The following is a 21228-nucleotide window of genomic DNA, read 5'->3' as shown; positions in this document are numbered from 1 at the left end:
GACCTATAACTTTAATGTCCAGGAACTAATTGCTGGTGTTAGTTTCGAATGTCGAGACTGTAAAGCAGTAATTAAAATTTCCCCATCAAGTATGAACCAAGTAAAACAAGTCTATGAAAATTTTATCAATCTGAAAGATAAAAAGGCGAAAAAAGTTGATACATTCTCAAGTAGTGAATTTCTTGAAGTTGTTGATAAAATATAGTATCCGCAGTAAGCTCTGATGGATTCTTTATATTTATGAACGTTATATTTTAGCTCATCTTTTTTCTCGGTGATCCAATTTCATATCCTATGGGTATTGTTACCTAAACAATAATAGATAAATTAGTAAATTAACGGTTCACCTTTTAACTATTTTATTAAATGAGAATGTCAAAAAGAAATAAACAGAATATTCGTAAAACGGCTTCATCAAAGCAAACTAGTGGAGGAGGATTTGTTTTTGAAGATAAGGCTTCTGCTTGGTTTATATCACATTTTTTATCAAATAGGCCTATTTTTGATAGCGAGATCGGATATATTAATAAGATCAGTTATCAAGTGCGATCTGATGGATGGTTATTGGACGATTTCTTAATTAGTACTAATTATAAAGGTATTGGAAGAAAAATTGCAGTTTCGTGTAAAAGTAATGCTCAAATAAGTGGGGCAGGCCCAAACAAAGAGTTATTAGCTGATCTCTGGAATCAATATCTGAATATTGAAGAGAGAGTTTTTTGTGCTGATACCGACTACTTATGCATTATCAATGCGCGGCTATCTATAGAAAATTCATCCAATCTAAATAATTTATTGAGACTTGTAAAAGAATGTGATCCTCATGATTTACATGAAAGAATTAATTCTGATGACAGGTCGATTTCACAGAGTGTCAAAAGAATTTATCACGGATTTCATTGTCCTTTGGTAATTGGAAATAAACAAAATATTACTACAATTGATACGATAATGCTACTTAGCCGAATTTTGTTTATTGAATTTGACTTTGAAAATGATCATTCTAAAGACGAAAGTAATATTGTTGAAATCTGTAAGGGTTGTCTGGTTAGCTCTTCTCATATTGAAGCAGAGAGTCTATTTAAAGCCCTATGTGCTTTAAGAAGCGAGCAGGGGCCATTATCAGGCTTTCTTGATTATGATAAAGTAATATTAAAACTAAAAGACTATTTTAACCTCAAAGGCTTTCCTGATCATTACGATGATTGGGGGAAAATTATCAGGCAAAGTAAATCCAAAATGGATTTAATTCCAGATAAAATTGGAAATAAAATTTCTTTTGCTACTGAAAAAGAGATTCAAGAAATAGACGAATTGTTTGCAGATATAAATAATATTTTCATTTTAGGAAAATCCGGCTATGGGAAATCAGTTTTAGCAAAAAAATATATTCTTGAAAAGTTAAAAGAAAATGACAAACTCATTTGGATTGATTCTGAAGTTGTCCAAAACAAAAGTATAGAAGACTTTTTTGGACTAAAGCATAATATTGTTGATATTGTAAATAATATACAATCGAAAGGATATCTGATTATTGATGGTGTAGACAGGTTTTTTAAAGATACAGAATTTGATTTAATAGTCCCTATTTTATCGTCAATTAAAACGTCAGGTAAATGGAAAATATTTTTTACTTGCCAAATGGAGGACTATGAGAGTGTACTGGATAAAATTCGAAGAAAAAATCTGGTCATAACCGGAGCAGATTTAAAATTAAATATTGACGTACAAAAATATATTCCAGAGCTTATTAAATCTTTTCCGGAAATATCAGATTTATTTAGACATCAGCATCTAATACCTATTTTAAGCAACTTAAAATATTTGGATTTACTAGCCCATAATGTTTCGGGAAATTCAAACCTTACCGGATTAGAATTTATTGGAGAGTCAACAATAATCGATTGGATATGGAAGTATGAAATAGAGCCTAACGGGACGAAAGGTTCTAGGTTTATTCAGGATTTCTCTGAAAAGCAGGCGCAAAGACTAACCTCGGGTGTTCCTATTTCAGATTTCGGAGTTGCCGAAGTAGAACCTGTAGATGACTTCAAAAAATCGAAAATTCTATATGAATCTCAAGATAGATTATATCTTATCCATGACTTGTTCGGAGATTGGGCAAGGTATAAACTAATCAGAGCCAATAAAGATCAGATAAAACCTTTTCTTCTATCGAAAGATATTATCTCACCGTTATGGTGTAAAGCTATACGTCTATATGGAATCTTTTTACTTGAAGGCAATAATAATTCTTCTAAATGGGTCAATCTTTTTACTTTAATGGATTCTGCTGAACCTAAAGAAAAGATAATTCAGGATCTTCTTTTAGAATCTGTTATTTTTTCTGCAAACCCATACAAATATTTAGATTCCCTCTGGGATTTCTTTGGTGAGAACGATGGTGATGTGCTTCATAGGTTTCTGGATCGATTTCTTCTTAAAGCTACTGTTCCTAATAAGACTATTATGAATTATGTACAAGAAAATGGTAAATTTAGCATTGCAGAAGCATCTTCTTACTACAGAACGCCGAACCATCAGTACTGGTTTGATGTTCTTGAATTTATAATTTCTAAAAAAAATGATTTTATTACTCTCGCTAAAGAGAAAACTATAAAAATTGTAAAACTTTGGCTTGAGTACACTGCAAATAAAGTTCAATACAGAAAAGAGTGCTCTGAAATAGCTTTGGAAGTTGCCAATTGGATGTTTGAGTTTAAGCATAATGGAGGTTATGTTGGAAGACATGTAGATCAGGAAATTTACAAAGCATTTCTACTAGCCGTTGACGATTATCCTGATGAAGTAATAGAACTGGCGTTAAAACTTTGTAAAAGAATAAGGGTTGAGAGAGAAATAAAAAGTAAATCATCTTTGCAAGAGGAAAAAAATACTCGAAAATCCTTTTTCGAGTATGAAATTGTAAGGGATAAGCAGCACTGGCCTGACGGACCGTATGAAAGTGTTGATGATGCTTTTGAAAAAGTTTGCAAATATGACTCTGCTTTTTTTCCGATGATAGTCAAGTATCCCCACGTAGCTTCCGAAATTTTGCTAGCTCTTTTTATTGACGAACCTAAAAACTTGCGTTTTGGATACGAATCGAATTATAATCTCGATATTAATACTTCCGGACGGTGGTTTCCTCCTTTTTACGACCGCGGTCCTTTTTTAGAATTTTTAAAATACAGGCCTGAGGCAGGTCTTTCGTTTATTATTAAGCTTATTAATTTTGCTACAGTTCAATGGTCTAATAAGTTTAATAAAGAGGAGGTAGAAATACCGAAGATCAAATTAGATATCGAAGGTGAGATTAAGGAATTTATTGGAGATCATAACGTATATTATTGGTTTCGAAATAACACAAGCGCTCCCGATACTATTGTCAGTGCTCTAATGGCTTTAGAGAAATTTTTGTATGACAGTAGTGACAATGATACTAATGTTGAAAAATATGCCGAATTAATTTTAAAAGAAGGCAACTCTATAGCCTTACTGAGTATTTTGATAACGACTGGAAAATATAATCCACCACTATTTTCAACAGTATTACAACCATTACTTGAAGTATATGATTTTTACCGTTGGGAAAATAGTTACGGTGGTGCCTTGAATTCATCAGGTATGCAAATGATGGGATCTTTTGATCACGATACATTTGAAAAAGCAAAAGAATGGAATAATATGGTTCATAGAAAATATTCTCTTCTAGATGTCTCAGTATTTTTATTTTTAAATAACCATATTGTTAGGAAAGAGTTTGAGAATATAAAATTACAGTGGAAAGCGTTATTACAAGAGTTCTATTCGAAGGGGTATTGGGAAGTTTTTCTTGAAAGGCTCATTTCTTTTTTTAATATAGATAACTATATTTTAGTTGAGAGTCCTCAAGGTGACTACTACAACTATATTGAACCTGAAGAGGAAGTTCAAAGATATAAAGAGATTAGAGAAGAGTCGGATAATTCAAATGCTGATCGTGTATTTCCTTTTGTATGCTTTCAGGAGCTGGAAAAATCTGATGAATACTCCACTGAAGAATGTATGGAGCTATGGCATAAAGTCCAACAGTATGCATTGATAGATGATGAAACTCCTTACAGCTTTTCATCCGGAAAACATCAGATGGTTTTAGGTGGATGTGCATTGCTTTTGAGGCATAAAAAAGTTTGGGAGGAGAATTATCCTCAAGTCATGCAGTGGATTATCGATTATACTCAAGAAACAATTAATAATTATAAATTTGACTATAATCACATTAGTCATAATTATGGTGGGTATTCCTGGTCAGATTTTGCTGCAATCATTATATCAATGCTGTGGTTGTCTGAAACTTCAGAGGCAAAAATTCGCCTTATGACCGCAACTTTACTTTTGAATAGTCCTTATGAGGCTATTTCAGCATTTATTAAGGAGTTTGAAAAGAATTTTAAATGGTCTGATCCGAAGTTCGTACAAGTACAAAATCTCTTAATATCTTGGAGCGCTGTTCTATACAAAGATGCAAAAATATCAAAGCAAAATTTTTTATCGCAGACAAAGTCAAAAAGCAACTTAAAAGCCGAAAAAAATAATTTGATAAATGATTTTAAAAATAATAAAATGAACACTACTTTAATTGAGTGGTCAAATTTAAGAATAATTGAACTAAAGTCTAAAAATCGCTATTGGGATAATGATTATGATGTTTCAAACGGACATAATCCTGGAATCGATACTCAAATGTTATGGCATATTTTTCTAAAATTGCCTGACATTAATGAATGTAAGGGGAGAGAAAGAGATCACTTGTTAAAGATTTGGAAACAGCTGTTTGATCAAGTTATTTATGAATTGGGAGAAGTGCCCGAAGATCTAAAGCAATTTGACAATTATCCTTCTCAATTTCATCTGTGGGTTATTGAGAGTATTGCAATCATAATTTTGAAAACCAATGAAAAGGACGAGGTGCAAGCAGAATATTTTTCCGATGGCATCATGCAGTACGGTTTTCTTGCAGCAGATCTGGTAGAACACTTTTGCAGCTCTTTCTTTGTCCATCACTTGGCACATAGCGATTTGCATAGTAGCTTTTTAAAGCAATGGGAAGTAATGCTTGATTTTGCTACTAAGTCTCCCGCTTGGAAACTCAAACGTCATTATCGAAAAGATAATTTATGGGAAACTTTAATGGGAGTTTCTGCTCTGGTTTTGTCATATTGGAATGATGATAAATATTTCAGTTTCTTTAAAAAAATTGCGGCTCGGGATATAAAGATTATGCAAAAGAAAGCATTGAATCCTCATATTATTTTCAGATTAACTCAAATTTTAAAAACTAAGCCCGGATTAACTGTTTTAAATGAAGGTCTTGAGATTATTAATAAATATATAAATTTTTGCAATGAGGAAGAAAAGACAGAACTACCGGAAGGTTTGATTAGAGTTCCTTTTGAATATAAAAACGAACTTGCACAAATGGCGAGTCACTTATGGGAAAAGAATAAGCCCACGATTATTAATAACCCTGAAGCTCTTAACAATTTTAAAAAAATAGTTTTGTATTTAGTTGCTAAGCAAAATCCGATAGGATTAGAATTACAAAACAGAATTATTGAGTAAGATTTACTTTTTCATAAATTAGCTAAAACTAGTAGCTTTAAATATTATGAACATTAGTGTTAAGGCATATCCTGCAAAAGATGGAGATTGTCTGTTAGTATGCTTTGGTATCGATGATACGAACCAAACTTATCTCCTGATCGACAGTGGATATAATGATACTGTTACAAATCATCTAATTAAAGACTTGGAAAGAATTAATAGAGAAGGTCACGTATTAGAAAAGTTTATTATTACACATATCGACAAAGATCATATACAGGGAGCAGTTGAATTTCTCAAGTGTAATAATTCTTCTAAAATCATTGATATTAAACAAATTTGGCATAATACCTATCGACATCTCTTCAATGGGGAACCTGATCCTTCAGAGAAAAGTAATGATAAGATTCTTCAGCAAATTATCAGACGAGGATATCCAAAAGACAAGGTCAACAAAGAATCTAAAGTTATCAGTGCATCGCAAGGTACAACGGTTGGTGCTTTAATTTTAAAAGGAGGATATCATTGGAATACGGACTTTAATCAGCTTGCAGTATCTGTAAACAATGGAAAACGAATTAAAGTCAATGATGATGCATCAATCTATCTTCTATCACCGGATAATGATAAGTTGGACAAACTCAAAAAATTGTGGGCTGGCGAATTGAAAAAATTTGGTGTCAATTATATACAAGGAGGTTCATCATTTTATGATGATGCATTCGAGATGCTTTTATCTTGGGAAAAAGAACAGCCAAAGTTATTTCCGAAGCAGATTTCAAGAAAAAAACAGACAATTGAAGAACTGCTTGAGAAAAATTATCATGATGATAACACGGCTACCAATGGCAGTTCTATTGCCTTCGTACTCCAAATTAGAGAAAGAAAATTGTTGTTTTTAGCCGATGCTCATCCTGATATAGTTGTCAGGTCTTTGGAAGAGTTTCAGAGCGAAGGTATCATCATATTCGATTTAATTAAAGTTTCACATCATGGTAGTTTTAGAAATATTAGCAGTGAGTTGCTAAATAAAATAGACTCAGAATCATATTTAATATCTACGAACGGAGGACGACATAATCATCCTGATAAAGAAACACTTGCCCATATCGTTACACGAAAAACAAAATTTAAAAGACAATTATTTTTCAATTATAAAACTGAGAATTCGATTTTTTTCGAAAATGAAGATTGGATGCTTAAATATAATTATTCAATCCATTACCTTGAAAACACATTTTATACAATTACTTTATGATAGAAAGAATTTTACATCCTCAAGAAATAGAAGCAGCAACGGTTCAAATCAATTCTGAAAGTAGTTCAAGCTCTGCATTTTTTGTAAGAACAACTGGTGCAGAAAAAGTATTAATCACCTGTAATCACTCTCTCCCGGAAAACGAAAATATTAATGTTACAATTAATGAATCAGAAATTTCTGCGAGCATAATTGAAAGAATTCCGGAATGTGATGTCGCTTTAATAAAGCTTAATTCAGAAGTAACAAATATTAGTTTTATTCCAATAAAGAGTATTGATATACCTTATAATCAAAGCTGGCAGTCTTATGGGTTTCCAAAAATAAGAGTTAACACTGGAGGAAGTTATAACGGAATTGTTTCCAGAATTGATAATTCCAAACAAAATGCGTGGGATATTGATCTTCAATGTGACCAGTATAAAGATTTAGAAGATTTTGAAGGTCTATCAGGTTCTCCTCTGGTTATGGATGGCTACGTTACAGGAGTTATAGGTTACGACAATGTAGGAACGTTAGGTGCTACCAGTATTAAAAGAATTACCGAATGTTTAGAGAGAAATAATGTTTTATTTATTACTGTCAACGAAATATCAATACCTCAATCGTTAGAAAGTGATATTGCTAAAAGTAAACCTAACGTTAATGTAATTGATAGTATTAATGAAGTAATTCAAAATGGGCCAAAACAAAATTTTTATTTATTAACCGGAAGTCCTGGATCTGGAAAAACGACGATTGCAGCCCAATTGAATTTACAAGATGATAATTACATTATACTTGATCGATATTTTGTAAAGGTTCCTGAAAATGAAGAGTATCCTACACAGATAAGAGCAACGCCTGATTTTTTTATGAGATGGATTGAGGAAGTTTGCTATCGTTCCCTATATAATACTATTCCTCCAAAACCCTCAAACGATGATTCGCCAAGTAACAGAATATTTAATATTCATCAAGCTATAAAAAAACTATCTGATAATTTTCAGCAACAAGGAAAGACTGCATTCTTAATTATAGATGGCTTAGATGATGTAGGCTCAGATAAAATGGAAGAATATCTGTCTGTATTGCCTCAGCCGCTTCCTCTAAATTTTAAGATTATATTTTCTTGCGTATCAAGTAAGACTCTTCCAAATTCTTACCAAGCACTAATAAATACAAATAATGAAATAAAGATTACTCCACTGCCAATTGATGATACAGAAAAGTTCTTGTCGGAAGAATTAAAAGGCAAAAATTTATCAACAACTCAGATAAATGAACTTGCGGAAAAGTCAGAAGGTCATCCACTATACCTCAGATATTTGATTAATTATATTTTGCAGACAGATGACCTTACTGAGATTGATGATTGGATTAATAAAATTCCGGTAATTAGTGGTGAGATTGAAAATTACTACAGCAGGGTATGGCAGGATATCAATGACCAAACAGACGAAGTGTGGCTTGCAGCAACTTTGGCGAGGCTGAGGGTTTCTGTTGACAGACAATTGCTAAAGGAAATTGTACCTGATGCGACTAGACATCATTTTTTGAAGAGTTTCCAAAAAATTCAACATTTACTGCGGAATGAAGAGTCAATAAGTATTTACCATACTTCTTTTTCAGATTACGTCAATGAAAGAACTAAAGATATTGAAGTAAAAATACATGAAAATATAGGAAATTTTATACTTAAAAATCCTCATACTCACTTTGGAATTTCTGAAAGAGTATATCACTTAGCCAATGCAGGCGATGACAGTAAAATAGATGCGATTGAACAATGTAGCCAAGATTGGATTGATGAATGTGCTGTAAACAGCATCAATCCGGATGTAGTGTTATCTGATGTTAAAAAAATCGTTGGAATTGCTGCCGATTTTGGGCTAACACATAAAGTTATTTCCTTATTGCTATTGTCACAGAGGTTAAACTTCAGATACAATACATTATTTCGTGAGAATGCTATATTTCTTGTAAACGCTTTATTGGCTCTCGGTAAACCGGAAGAAGCTATTCGCTATGTTGTCAGAAATAAAACCTTAACTGTATCAGATGGTGACGGTCTTTATTTACTGCAAAAATTTTTTGAATACGACGCATATGACGAAGGAGAAATTTTGCTGAATACAATCAAGCGGACTTGTGATAATATTATTGCAAAAGAATTTGATACTGAATCATTTAATCGCTACTTAAGATTGAGATTTCCTGCCACTACTTTATCTTCCAACTTAGATATGGAGGAGGCATTTCATGAATTTGGACATATTCAGAAAGCTGCTATTAATTTAATCGAAGAATCAGGGAATTCAAAAGAATTGATCCACTCGTTTAAAGACGAAGTCGGCTCTTACAATACAGGATATTTTATTTGGAGATTTAATATGGAGCCTTATTCGAAAAAGTTGGAAGCGAACGGGTTTAATTTTAATGATAAAGTCAGTGGCTTTTTAGCACTTAGTATTTTTCATGCTTTGGAGTTTCAGGAAAAAAGCCCTGATAGAATAGAAATGGAGAATCTTCCACTATGGATAGAAGATTTGGAATATGTAACAGAAAAATATGGTTTTCACTCTGATTATCATTTTTATTTATTATATACTTTGGTAGGAAGATCTAATAAGTTAGAACTTATCGAAAGAATTCACACTGAATTATTTTCAAGTTCATATTTTTTAAATATAAGAGAAGAAAATGGAGTAGATCTAGCTCCTCGAAATATCCATCACTTTATGATTTACCAAGAAAGTCTTGGTTTTTTAGATAATGACAATAAATTTCCTAAGTTATCGGCGTATGGATTTTATCGTGACTGGGAAGAAAGCTTGAAATCAGTATTTGGATATTTATGCTTTCTATCAGGTAAAGTTAAACGCTCTTTGATAGAAAAGAAAAAAGATGAAATTAAATCACTGGAAGAAAAGCTGAATGAGCTAATATATAGCTTAATTCCGGACTTACGAAATAGAGTTTTTTGGCAGAGGAGCTACTCTTTGCCTGAAAAACTTTTTCCTACAATATTTAAAAAATTTACAAATCTATTAATCGACGCATTTCCTCATAAAATCGAAGAATTTGTTGAGAAAATATTGCAAAAAAAACATTATCAGTTAGGTTTATACACCGAAGGGTACATTGAAAGTTTATTTGTTATTTCTCGTGAGTTAGCAAGAGATGGGAATCATAATGTATCCTCATTTAAAGTAGCAAAAATACTTGAAAAACATATTTTAACGACGGTTGAAAATCGATGGGAACGAAATGAATATCTGTTAAGACTTATTGAATTATACGCTATTTTAGAAAATGAGGATAGGGCAAAATCTGTTTTTAAAGAAATGATAAATACATCAATGGGACCTACTTGGTATAAAGAAGATCAATTGGGCATCATTAATACTGCGGTATCCAATATTATTCCTCAGAATGGAGATCTGTCATATTTGAAAAATTTTGCCGCGCACCTTGATTATGCATCGGGGGAGATGACTTTTCAAAGATATATTAAGCAGCAACAGGAGCAATTTGTAGGTGATTTGACTAAAATTGGACTTTTAAAACAAGCTGTAGAATACCTTCAATATCTAATATTACCAGATTATGGTACTGTTATCAATAATGCCGAATCATTTAATGTAGATATGCCGGAAAAAGGGGAAGGTTATGTATTAGGTGCAAACGCAATCGAGGAACAGAGTGCGGTATTAGCATTAATAAAAAATTCAAATCCTGAAAATTCCTTAGTTGTTTGGGCACTTAGTGAGTTATGTATTTTAGGAGCAGACTATCATTTGACGGATTATGCAAAAGAGCATGCGAAGATTATAAACAATTTTGAGAACTCTGACCCTTCCAAATTGGAAACTATTTTTAGAAGATGGTCTAAATTCATTGTGTCTGAGTTTAATGATGAATATCGTAGAGAATATCTATTAGAATTTTTTGACAATATAAATTCATCGAACCATGTGCTCGCTGAAAAATATTTGGAGGAAGTAGGGATGACGAACCTAGAGTTAAATGTAGGAGGTCTTGAGCCAGATGTACACCGAAAGGAAAAAACTGACGATCCTCTGAACGCTTTAGTTGTTGCTAAAAAAAATGCACAACAAAAACTTGATACAGAAAATAAAAGTGAGGCTAGAAAATTAATCACTAATGCATTAGAGGAAATTCAAAACAAAAAATATGGTGTTTGGGCATATAATTATTCTCATAAAATAACCGATCTAAGAAATCTTTACACACAGAGTTATAACAGTTCTTCTGAACTGATTAAAAGTTTGAAAAACCTTATTCTTAACGAACCTTACTATGACGAATGGATTATTGTTGACCATATAATAAAATTTCTTCAAAACAGTAATGATGAAAATGAGAAAACCTTAGTACTTCAGGCAGTTGATGAACACCTTAGTTTGATGATAAAAACTCCGCAACAGTACTATGATAAATATAATTGGATAACTAAATTATCTCAAGACGACTCCGATCTACGGGAGGGAAAAATATTATTAGGCTTATTAATTTGGTTTTTAAATCATCCATCATTAACTGTGAAAAATCGAGTGATTGAGATTTTAACTTGGCTGGGAACTGTTATTCCTAAAAATGTGGTTGAAGGGTTGATTGAAGAAATACTATCTAACGGGTATAAAGTTTCGAGAGAACTTTCAGCTTCTATAATTCATCAACTGTCAAATTTAAATCCAATCGGATTTTCTCAAGAATTTAAATTATTGATAGAGAGTAACTTAAATAAACTCTTGCAACAGGAGCATTTTATGATAAAAAATTCACTGTTGGATGCTATGATTGAACAACAAAATTTGGGCATTTCGGACTTTGATAATATGATTAAGTTGTTTGAGGACTCTTTTGTCAAGGGTCCTGCCAACAGTGGAGAAATATTTTTTGATGAAACTTATTTGCACCCTATAGATGAATTTTTATACGCTCTTAATGATTTAGGAATATTGAATAAAGAGTTTGCTAAGAAACTTATTTCAAATATTGAAAATCTTTTACCTTTATCTATAGAAGATTGCCAAAAAGCCAGTGAATATATTGATAGAAGCTTTAATGACCATAATAATATTCCATTAGTATCTGACCTTGAAACATTATTAAAGTATGCCCTGAATACCGCGTTAGGCTCTTGTACAAGTTTGGAATCAAGAAAAGAGGTTGCAAATATCTTAAGATTCTATCAACCTACATTTCCAGAGAATCGATTAAGTGCAGATTTCAGAAATTATAATGAGTCTTTTGAAAATGAGATAAAGCATTTATTTGAAACAGGTAAACTTAATTTTGGAAAATTAAAAATCAATGGGGAAATCCCTTTAAGTTACTTTAGTGTAATCAACGATGAAATAAAAAGAAATAAGCAAGAAATAATTGATATCGTAGGGTATCTGGTGCCTTTGTCAGATACTAATAGAAGAAGCTCATCATATCCTTGGCCCTCTTTTTTTGAGAACGAATATCCGATAGATATGCCGGAAAGTGAAAATGGACAAATAGTCCCATTGTTCATTAAATGCGATAATGTAGTCGATGTTACGGGAAGTGACTTAGTTCCGGCAGTTTTAAATAAAAAGGTGATGGATATCTTACCAGACCTGCAGAATGATATAAATTCGAAATTTTGGAGAGTTGGAAGAAATTGGGGAAATAATAACAGAGGAACTTCTTCTAATATCGGGTATTTCTCAACTATACCACTCAATAAAATTGATAGTGTAAAATCAGAATATAAACTTGTACTGAGAATATTTTATGGATATAATTCCTATATCGTCGATATATTCGATCAAAAAATATCAAATTTATGATTACACCAGATAATAGAAAACAATTTGAGAGACATATTCACATTTTAGCTGAATCCATTGAAAAGGGAACATTTAAATCAATTCCAGATCATAGAATAATAATGAGTTTGCTGAAGACTAAAAAACTTCCTAATAAAAGAGTAAATTTTATAACTGTAGATGAGCGGTCAAGATTATTGGCAAACTCCTTAGCTAATTTTGACAGACCTGAATTTAAAAATAATAAAGATGCCGGATAATAGAAGAGAATTGGAAAGAAACTTAAGCTTGCTTTTAGAAAAGAACATGAATGTAACTAATTTTAAGATGTTAAATGCAGCTGAAAAAGCAAGGTATTCTCCTAACGGAAGAATGAACCTTCGAACAATTACACAAACTATAGCATTGACAGCAAACACAGCAGCAAAAATATTAGAAGATAAGAAGCATAGTAGAGAAGAGTTATAATGTAATGTCAATTATGATCTTCCATCACTATTAATTATCCACTTTGACGGATAATTTCTTGCATTTTCCTTTACAGGTTTAAATTGGGTTTTACAATTTTTTTAAAACTGCAGGCAACTGTAAATAAGAGATTTAAGTTTTTGTTATATTTGTTAGAACAGTAATATTTTAATTTTACTGTTTTCATATATTATTAATAACCATTATAGTTTATGCCCTTCAACCTTATAGATACAGATTGTTCCCCGTTAGTCATCGATTACGAATATGAGATAGATAATAAAGATTTATTGGCGGAATACGTAGGGGAACTGCTACTAGGACACCACCTCCATATTAACCGCATTATAAATTCATTGAGTACTGTTTTACCTGTGCATCCGAATGACTCTATTGATAAGGTGATTAACAAAATTACATCAGCCACTATTGAAAAACGAGATGGATGGATTTTTCAGATGATATCCTGGATCGTTTTAGCAAAGAGGTATACTGGTGAAAAATTTTTTTCTAATTATCCACATTTTGCACCAGCCCAACATGGAATTGATGGTTTAGCTCTGATTCTAAATGAAAATGATGGTTTGAGAAATATAATTATAACCGAAGATAAGTGTACTACTGGACCAAGAGGTAAAATTACTCAGCAGGTTTTTCCTGAATTTAGAGAGTTTGAAAATGGGGAGAAAAATAATGCTTTGGTATCAATAATTTCTATTTTAATTGGTCAACTTGATGCAGGAAATATATTACAAAATGTTCAGAACGATATTTTTGATAATAAGTATCGAATTTATCGTATAGGGATAACCAGAGAAGGGAGGCATAATGATAATGAAGGTAGAAAAGCTTTATTCAATAATTACGATGATTGTGTTTCTGGGAATACTTCTGAACGTAGAAGTGGAGCAACTATTTATCTTGATGATATGAGAAATTGGATGCAGGACTTTTCAGATAAAGTTATTAATTATTTACAGTCTAAAAAGTCTTGATATGTATAATAGTACTACTGAAAGAAAGATAAAAGATATACCTGATATTGCAGATATTGACATTAATAGGCTACCGCAGGAATTAACAAAGATATATGCTCAGATTGTCAGCTTGAAACGTCAAGTAGCAGATGGAACGCTTAATTTTCAAAGTGAAATTTTGATTTCTGGACTAAAACTATTGAGAAAGTTAGCAAATAATCTTGAAACTATTTTGTTAACGATTCCTGATCATGAGCAAAAAGAATCTATAGCTTTTGTTGCTGCTACGGCAAATAATCTTATCCATAAGATGGGGTTAGACGATGAAGAGCATGAAAACTTGTTAGAGACCGATTCTATATCTGCTTATATAGCATCGATAATTCTTTTTTTAATTGGTAATAGCCAGGCAGACGCTGCAGAAACAGCTTTGTCATTAAGAAGAAGTGACGCGGAAGGCCCAACGCACAGGAAATTGATTTCATGTATCATCTGTTTAGCTACCGGGGAAGTAGCCGAAATAGCTGAAAATACTCTCATTGAAGAAGAGATATTTAATGCTGATGATTTGGAAGAAACTGCTCTAAACTATTTATGGAGAGAAATAGGGCTTGGTATGGTACAAATCGGCCAACGATTAGCACTTCAATCTACAGGAGAACGGCAAAATCATTTTGACAAGGTAATAGAGCTTTCAATATCAGACATTGGCCGTTTTGAGCAAAGAAGTACTTTTTCAGGACCTTATCGTCTTGCAAAATTATTAAAGCTATTAGAAGAAGATATATTAACGAGAGCGGTCATTAACATTCCGCCTCCATTTGGTGTCAATCCAGTACTTTGGACTAATTTTTTGGAAAACCTGGCAAAAGAGCGTCCATATTTGTGGGAGAATCATAAAGATGTAATAAGTACTGATTTTCTAGATCCTGGCCAATCTGCTGTATTAACATTACCTACCGGAGCTGGAAAGTCAACTCTATCGGAATTAAAAATAGCATCGTGTTTATATTCTGGAAGAAAGGTAATCTATTTAGTTCCTACCCATGCTTTAGAAGATCAGGTAAATAAGAATTTAAGACCATTATTTAGTGAATTTGAATCAGTTAATATTGAATTTGGAAGTGAGTTTACTGATTTTGAGGAGGTAGTCGGCTTTCCAATTGTCGTTATGACACCTGAAAGATGTCTAACTTTTCTCAACATCAATCCTGATTTTTTTAGTAGAGTAGGATTGGTGGTTTTTGATGAATTTCATTTAATACATGGCACAAATATAAATAAGGATAGAAGATCTGTTGATGCAATGTACTGTCTTTTGTCTATATTCAATCTAGCTCCTCAAGCTGATTATTTATTAATATCAGCTATGGTTGAAAATGGTAGTGAAATTGCTTCATGGATTTCGGAAGTTACGTTAAGAAAATGCCATGTTTTTAGTTCTACATGGAAACCTACTCGTCAACTTCATGGATGCCTGATATTTGAGGAACGAAAAATAAAGGAGCTGAATGGCATTATTAATGAACATAGAAAAACTGCTACAACCAAAGCTCCTCCTGCTAAACTAAAAAATAGGATGATTATTGATCCTTTTTGTTTTTTTAGTCTAAAAAATATTTGGGAAACAGAAGATGATAATGATTATCTAAAATCTCAAATTCTTTCTCATAGTACATTGTTGGGTATTGGTGATAGATGGCAACTCACAAGTAATAGAAATTTCATTGCAGCCGACCTAGCAGTACATTTTTCTAGTTTAGGGCTCAAAACACTTGTATTCGTAGATGATCCGAGAATAACCAACTCCACATCACGTAAAATTGCTGAAGCTCTAACTGACAGGCATAATTCATATCATGATTATATTAAAATCAATCAACAGTTGGTGGATAGTATTACCCTTGAGCTAGGTGATTTTAGACATTCGTATTTTTACGATTGTAAAAATGTTGGAGTGCATCATGGTTTGCTGTTACCTACCGAGAGATCTTTAATCGAAGGATATTTTAAATCCACTGAAGGTTCTGTAGTTCTTGTAGCAACAGCTACTCTTGCCCAGGGAATTAATTTACCTGCAGAAATAGTTATAATTGCTGGCGATGACCGATACGATGAAGATGGTGAAAATAGACAGCAGGTCGATCCTCACGAATTGTTAAATGCAGCAGGGAGAGCGGGAAGAGCAGGACTTTCCTCACAAGGCGCTGTTATTTTGATTCCAGGTAAGATTGTTACAATTCAGGATTCCACTATTTCTGAAAGATGGTGGCAGTTAAAGGATGATGTGTTTTCAAAAGGAGATCAATGCCTTACGATAGAAGATCCTTTGGAATACTTTTTAGATACAATCCAAGAGAATAAAGATGATTTAAGTGTTGATCAAAAGAATATATTGTATAGGTTTGTACCAGAAAATGTATCCCATACTGCCAGTAAAGATTTGTTAGAAAAATCATTGTATGCTTATAAGGCGACTATACAAGGAAATAAAGCGCAGTTTGATGAACAGGTTAGAAAATTACTAGATAGGCGAAATGAACTGGATAGTTTAACAGATGAGTATTTATGGCAAAAAGAGATAGCAATTAAGACGGGAGTTGAGCCATTGATTATTCACGAGTTGGGAAATGCCATTGATCGGGGAGGTCTCGAAAGTCTATTATCTAGATCAGTAATAGAATTAATAGAGTGGTTTTTTACATGGATAAAGGATAATCCATCTTTCTTGTTAAAGATATTTAGCAAACATACTACATTAGAACAAATTAAGAAAGTTCTTGGATTAAAACCGGAAGCAGAAATCTCTGATATAACAAATCGGATTGATTTAATGAAAGATATTCTTCAGCATTACGTACTAGGAATTCCTTTAAATGAGTTGGATGCCAAAATTCCAAATGTGAATAGACCTGATAGAAGCGCTTATTTAGGTAAGGCCCGCAAGTTTGTTAATCGACTGGTTCCTGAACTAAGTTTTGGATTGGGATTATTATCAATGGTATTACTGGAAAAAGCAAAACAAAATAGCATTGAAAATGCAAACATTTCGTGGGATGTAAGAATCTTAGCGAGTTGCGTTAGGGAAGGATTTGACTCTGCTTCTAAATTATTTTATAAGAAAGACAATAATTTGTTAATGAGAGTAGAAACACATTTAGCTTTTAGTCAATCATTAAGATTGTAGCTTTATGATATTAGCCATGTTAAAACTAGATGACATTTTTGCATTTTGAGAGAATTCTACTGTGAACAGCAATAAAAAAATAACTAATACCAGAATAAGAAACACATAAACGTAATGAATCAATTTCAAATTACCTCTCAACCAAGACATCTTCGATATATGTTTTTTGTCGATATCGATTATCCCTATGAAAAACTTATTAAGCTAATACATCATAACCAAAAGCAGTGGGGCGGAAGATATAACCCTATCATACCTGTTAAAGAAGGGGCCATAGTTCAAAACTATTTGGATATGATAAAGCACTACGATCCAGATTATATTTTTTATTCGAATAGTGTAGATCCCGATGTCGTACGGAAGCTTGGATATTTTAATCCAACAGGATACTTTAATTTGGAAAAAGAGCCAAGAGAATTAGATACTTTAGGAGTGGATGCATTATATCTGGTGTCTCAGTTCGAGCATGGCTACAGTATTCTTTTATCGGAGGGAATTGACAAAACCGAAAGTCCTCTTCTAGACTTTTTTCATACAAACTTTGGTTTACATTCTAATGCTTCAATAGGAGAAGAAAAAATAACAAAAAGACTTAACCAAATAAGGATTACTAAAGATAATTTTGATGAGCTTAATCAGATTATTTATTTGCACAAACCAATTATCCAATCATTTTTATCGAGACGACATCTAAACACAAAAATACTCCGGAGCTTTGGACATACATCATATGAGTCTTCTGAGATTGTAATAACCAAAGATAAATCGAGTACTATAGATCTACTATATTATTGGAACCGACAGCTTTTTCAATGTTATAATGTATTTTACTTTACAATTGAAGAGTTACAGTTAGTGACTCAAGACCAATATTTTGGTGACGTTTTAAGTAATTTGACGAGTAGTAACACCATTGAGGTTATTTCTTTTACACTAAAAAAGGAAGAAGTAGAAGATTTAATGCAAAAACATTTAAGACCACTTGTCCCACATAAAACCATCAGGTATAAGGAAGTGCAAAATTTTCCATTTACAGTGTCGGATAGTAAGGGATTACATGAATATCAATACGAAGAGCGGCAAAGTATTCAAACTTTGGTGTCTGAAGAAAATCTCCTTTTTATTCCACCGTTGAGTTTTGCAGATAAAATTGGTTTCTACCCGCAAAAATGGGCAATTGACATTGAAATTTATCAAATCAATAAGCCTAATCGAAATTTACTTAGATTTCCATTAACTACCAATACCCAATACATTGTTAAAGCAATGGATGGCAGAATTAGTAAAAACAGGAATATATCTTATTATGTTCAAAATTCTGCTGCTGATTCGGGATCTGTTAAAATAGATATCCCAGAGTTTTCGGTACTTTTACAACAGCTAATACTAAGTCCTGTCTTTCAAGGCACTACCTTCAATACTAAGTATGTAGCTATAGGGCCACATGATAGCAGTAATAGATTGCTTTCTTTTATCCGGACATTTAAAGATGATTTTCATGTGATCGACGATTTTTTTAAAGATAAATTTTGGGTAGATGTTTTTGTAGAACTATGTACTAGTGAAAAGCCAGCAGGAGATGCCATTTCTTTTCTAGATATTTTTAGGAAATGTACTAAGGTATATGAAGATCATGTTGGATTACTTGGAACTAGAGAACAGACTTTTGCTAATTCGGAAAATTTGAGTTTAGGTTTAAAGCAATTGTTAAAAACACTTTGTGAACTTTCTATTTTCCTTCAGGGATTTAAATTGAAATGTACTAAATGTTCTTCAATTTTTTGGTATCATTTGAGGGATACGAGCAATACGGTAAATTGTAAAGGATGTTTAAAAGATTTTAATATACCTATTGAAGCTGAATTTTCTTATAAATTAAATGACCTAATAAAAAATAATATCTTTCAATCTAAGACACAAAGAGACGGAAATCTAACTGTTATCAGAACACTTGTTAATTTTGCAATCAGAAAAAGCAACAGGTCTTTTTCATATAGCCCTCAGTTGAACCTTTATGCCGATGTTCACTCGAGAAAGCCAGCAAATGAAATAGATGTTGTTGCTTTAGTAGATGGTAAATTTATCATTGGCGAGGCGAAACACAGCAGTAAAGAATTTAGTGCTAATAGTAATAAATCGTTAGATTCACTTATTGAAATAGCGAAAGATATACGGCCTGATAAGATTGTACTTTCATGCTATAAAAATGAATATGGAAAACTCGAGAAAGCTAGAAAGTACTTACAACATAGTTTTAGCAAAGAGGACTACATTCCAGATATTGAAGAATTATTGCTACATGAACCTGATTATTTTGATCTGCGTGGATCAAAATATTTTTATTATTAAAAATTATTATAAAGATATTAATGATAATATTTGAATGATTTATCATTAATAAACTGCGGTACTATTTTATCTGAAAAAACTTTATTAGATTTTAAGAAATTAGTTTAATTTGTATCATATTTGTACCATTGAAATTTAAATAATTGATTTTCAATGTATTTTATTTTTGAAGAAGTAAAATAATTATTGATTACCAATAATAAAATAATTAAAAACCGCTTTAAACGAACGTTTAAAGCGGTTTTTTCATGTTTACACTTTCCAATTTCTTTTTTATTACTATTTTTTAATAAGATATTAATATTACATCATCAATTGATGAGAATAAGCCTTATTATAATTAGTCTTAACTAGTTTCAACATTAAATAATACTCTTAAAAATAGTCGCTATAGTTTTATTAAATTGAAGATAAACATCCCGGCGATAGGAAAAAATGAACTGATGGATAAAAAATTAATTCTTACACCGGGATGAGCAACACTAATATGAAAATTTTAAACTGGTCCTGTTCTGCAATGAATTTTTTGGATTTACTTTACGGCCAGTACGCGTTTTGTACCCACAGATATATTGATTCTGTTGGAACGCCTTTCTTACTGTCCCAGATAAATAAATGTGTTAACCACCAGATAGGCCTGCATATTGTTCATTGCATCACTGTTTCCTCCGGTAGACACCGTTGTAGTTCCGCTAAACGTATGCGAGTGGGCACCGTCAGTTCCGGTAGTTCCACTAAAGGTATGGTTATGATTTCCTGCGTTCGCTGTTGTTCCCCCAAGACCAACTCCACCCCAGGAACTCTGCAAACCATTTCCCTGATAGTTTCCTGTACCATTATTTCCTATGGTAGTTCCTCCCAATAAAAATCCTGTTCCTGCTATTGGCCCATGTGCATGTATTCCCCCCGCAGAAGTTGTACCGCTGAATGCATGTGTATGACTACCTCCGCTTGCTGTAGTACCTGATACTGCTCCGGATAAACTGATGTTAGGCAGGTTGGTCTGTGCAATGGTAAGGGTATTGCTTCCGCCCGTTGAGCCAAGGGCTTCAGAAGATGTTTTTGTTTTCAGTACCCTGTTTGATGCATCGGGGATATTGGCTGTAAATCCCAGGTTGATTGCTGCTGATGAGGCATTGGCAGGAAGCGTAGAAACTGAACGCCCATTCAAAAGGTACCATCCGTCATGATCTGCTGTTTTTACAGAATGCTTGATATCTCCCAGGATATTGGAAGAGGTACTCAACCCTTTCCAGACATTGCCATCAAAATAATAGTAACCGTTACTGTTGATGTTTTTCCTTTGGCCCGAGGTATCACCGCCGGAAATATCGGTTATGCACACCAATGCTCCTATCTGATCTGTACCATACAATAGGTCTCCTTTAGCAGTAAGTTCGGCACGTGTCAGCCTGGGAGCCTGTAAACCTGTCTTGTCCGTTACCAGTAGATTTCCGGAAGCATCTGTTTTACCGCTTACATCTAATGTGGTTTTGGGATCAGGGGTATTGATTCCTATTCTGCCATCCTGTGCGGAGAGGGTAGCTGTTATAAAAAATATTGCTGCAGAGATATTTAATGTAAATTTATTTTTCATTT

Annotated in this window: 9 protein-coding genes; 8 read left to right on the top strand and 1 reads right to left on the bottom strand. The window is 32.8% G+C overall.

Annotation, left to right across the window (positions count from 1 at the left end; all coding sequences use genetic code 11):
• Nucleotides 1-372 precede the first annotated feature (372 nt).
• The 8 genes from EG339_RS23640 to EG339_RS23605 all read left to right on the top strand — a co-directional run bounded on the left by EG339_RS23640 (nucleotide 373) and on the right by EG339_RS23605 (nucleotide 19629).
• The gene (locus EG339_RS23640) at nucleotides 373-5604 is read left to right on the top strand and encodes a hypothetical protein (RefSeq protein ID WP_123872512.1); all 5232 of its coding nucleotides are present in this window, start codon (nucleotides 373-375) and stop codon (nucleotides 5602-5604) included.
• A 46-nt stretch (nucleotides 5605-5650) separates the two neighbouring features.
• Nucleotides 5651-6844 carry an AVAST type 1 anti-phage system MBL fold metallo-hydrolase Avs1a gene (gene avs1a / locus EG339_RS23635; protein WP_080780212.1) on the top strand — a complete coding sequence of 398 codons (1194 nt, stop codon included), beginning with the start codon at nucleotides 5651-5653 and terminating at the stop codon, nucleotides 6842-6844.
• Nucleotides 6841-12669 carry a serine protease gene (locus EG339_RS23630; protein WP_123872511.1) on the top strand — a complete coding sequence of 1943 codons (5829 nt, stop codon included), beginning with the start codon at nucleotides 6841-6843 and terminating at the stop codon, nucleotides 12667-12669. Before avs1a ends, EG339_RS23630 begins: the two co-directional genes overlap by 4 nt.
• Nucleotides 12666-12908: an AVAST type 1 anti-phage system protein Avs1c gene (avs1c, locus tag EG339_RS23625; protein WP_080780210.1), complete on the top strand. Its 243-nt coding sequence runs from the start codon at nucleotides 12666-12668 to the stop codon at nucleotides 12906-12908. Before EG339_RS23630 ends, avs1c begins: the two co-directional genes overlap by 4 nt.
• Nucleotides 12898-13116, top strand: a complete 219-nt coding sequence (locus EG339_RS23620) for a hypothetical protein (protein WP_080780209.1) — start codon at nucleotides 12898-12900, stop codon at nucleotides 13114-13116. Before avs1c ends, EG339_RS23620 begins: the two co-directional genes overlap by 11 nt.
• 212 nt (nucleotides 13117-13328) lie before the next feature.
• Nucleotides 13329-14111 (top strand): hypothetical protein, encoded by a 783-nt coding sequence (locus tag EG339_RS23615; RefSeq protein ID WP_080780208.1) that lies wholly within the window; start codon nucleotides 13329-13331, stop codon nucleotides 14109-14111.
• Nucleotide 14112: 1 nt separating this feature from the next.
• The gene (locus EG339_RS23610) at nucleotides 14113-17280 is read left to right on the top strand and encodes a DEAD/DEAH box helicase (protein WP_123872510.1); all 3168 of its coding nucleotides are present in this window, start codon (nucleotides 14113-14115) and stop codon (nucleotides 17278-17280) included.
• 114 nt (nucleotides 17281-17394) lie between these two features.
• Nucleotides 17395-19629 (top strand): hypothetical protein, encoded by a 2235-nt coding sequence (locus tag EG339_RS23605; protein WP_123872509.1) that lies wholly within the window; start codon nucleotides 17395-17397, stop codon nucleotides 19627-19629.
• 595 nt (nucleotides 19630-20224) lie between these two features.
• On the opposite strand, the gene EG339_RS23600 is transcribed toward EG339_RS23605, so the two are convergent.
• Entirely contained in the window at nucleotides 20225-21226 is a 1002-nt protein-coding gene (locus EG339_RS23600; RefSeq protein WP_123872508.1) for a hypothetical protein, read from the bottom strand.
• Nucleotides 21227-21228: the final 2 nt, after the last annotated feature.

Source organism: Chryseobacterium bernardetii (assembly GCF_003815975.1).
In the GTDB taxonomy this organism is placed as follows: domain Bacteria; phylum Bacteroidota; class Bacteroidia; order Flavobacteriales; family Weeksellaceae; genus Chryseobacterium; species Chryseobacterium bernardetii.
Note: the sequence above shows the minus strand (reverse complement) of the source record. Positions and strands in the feature narration are given on the sequence as shown.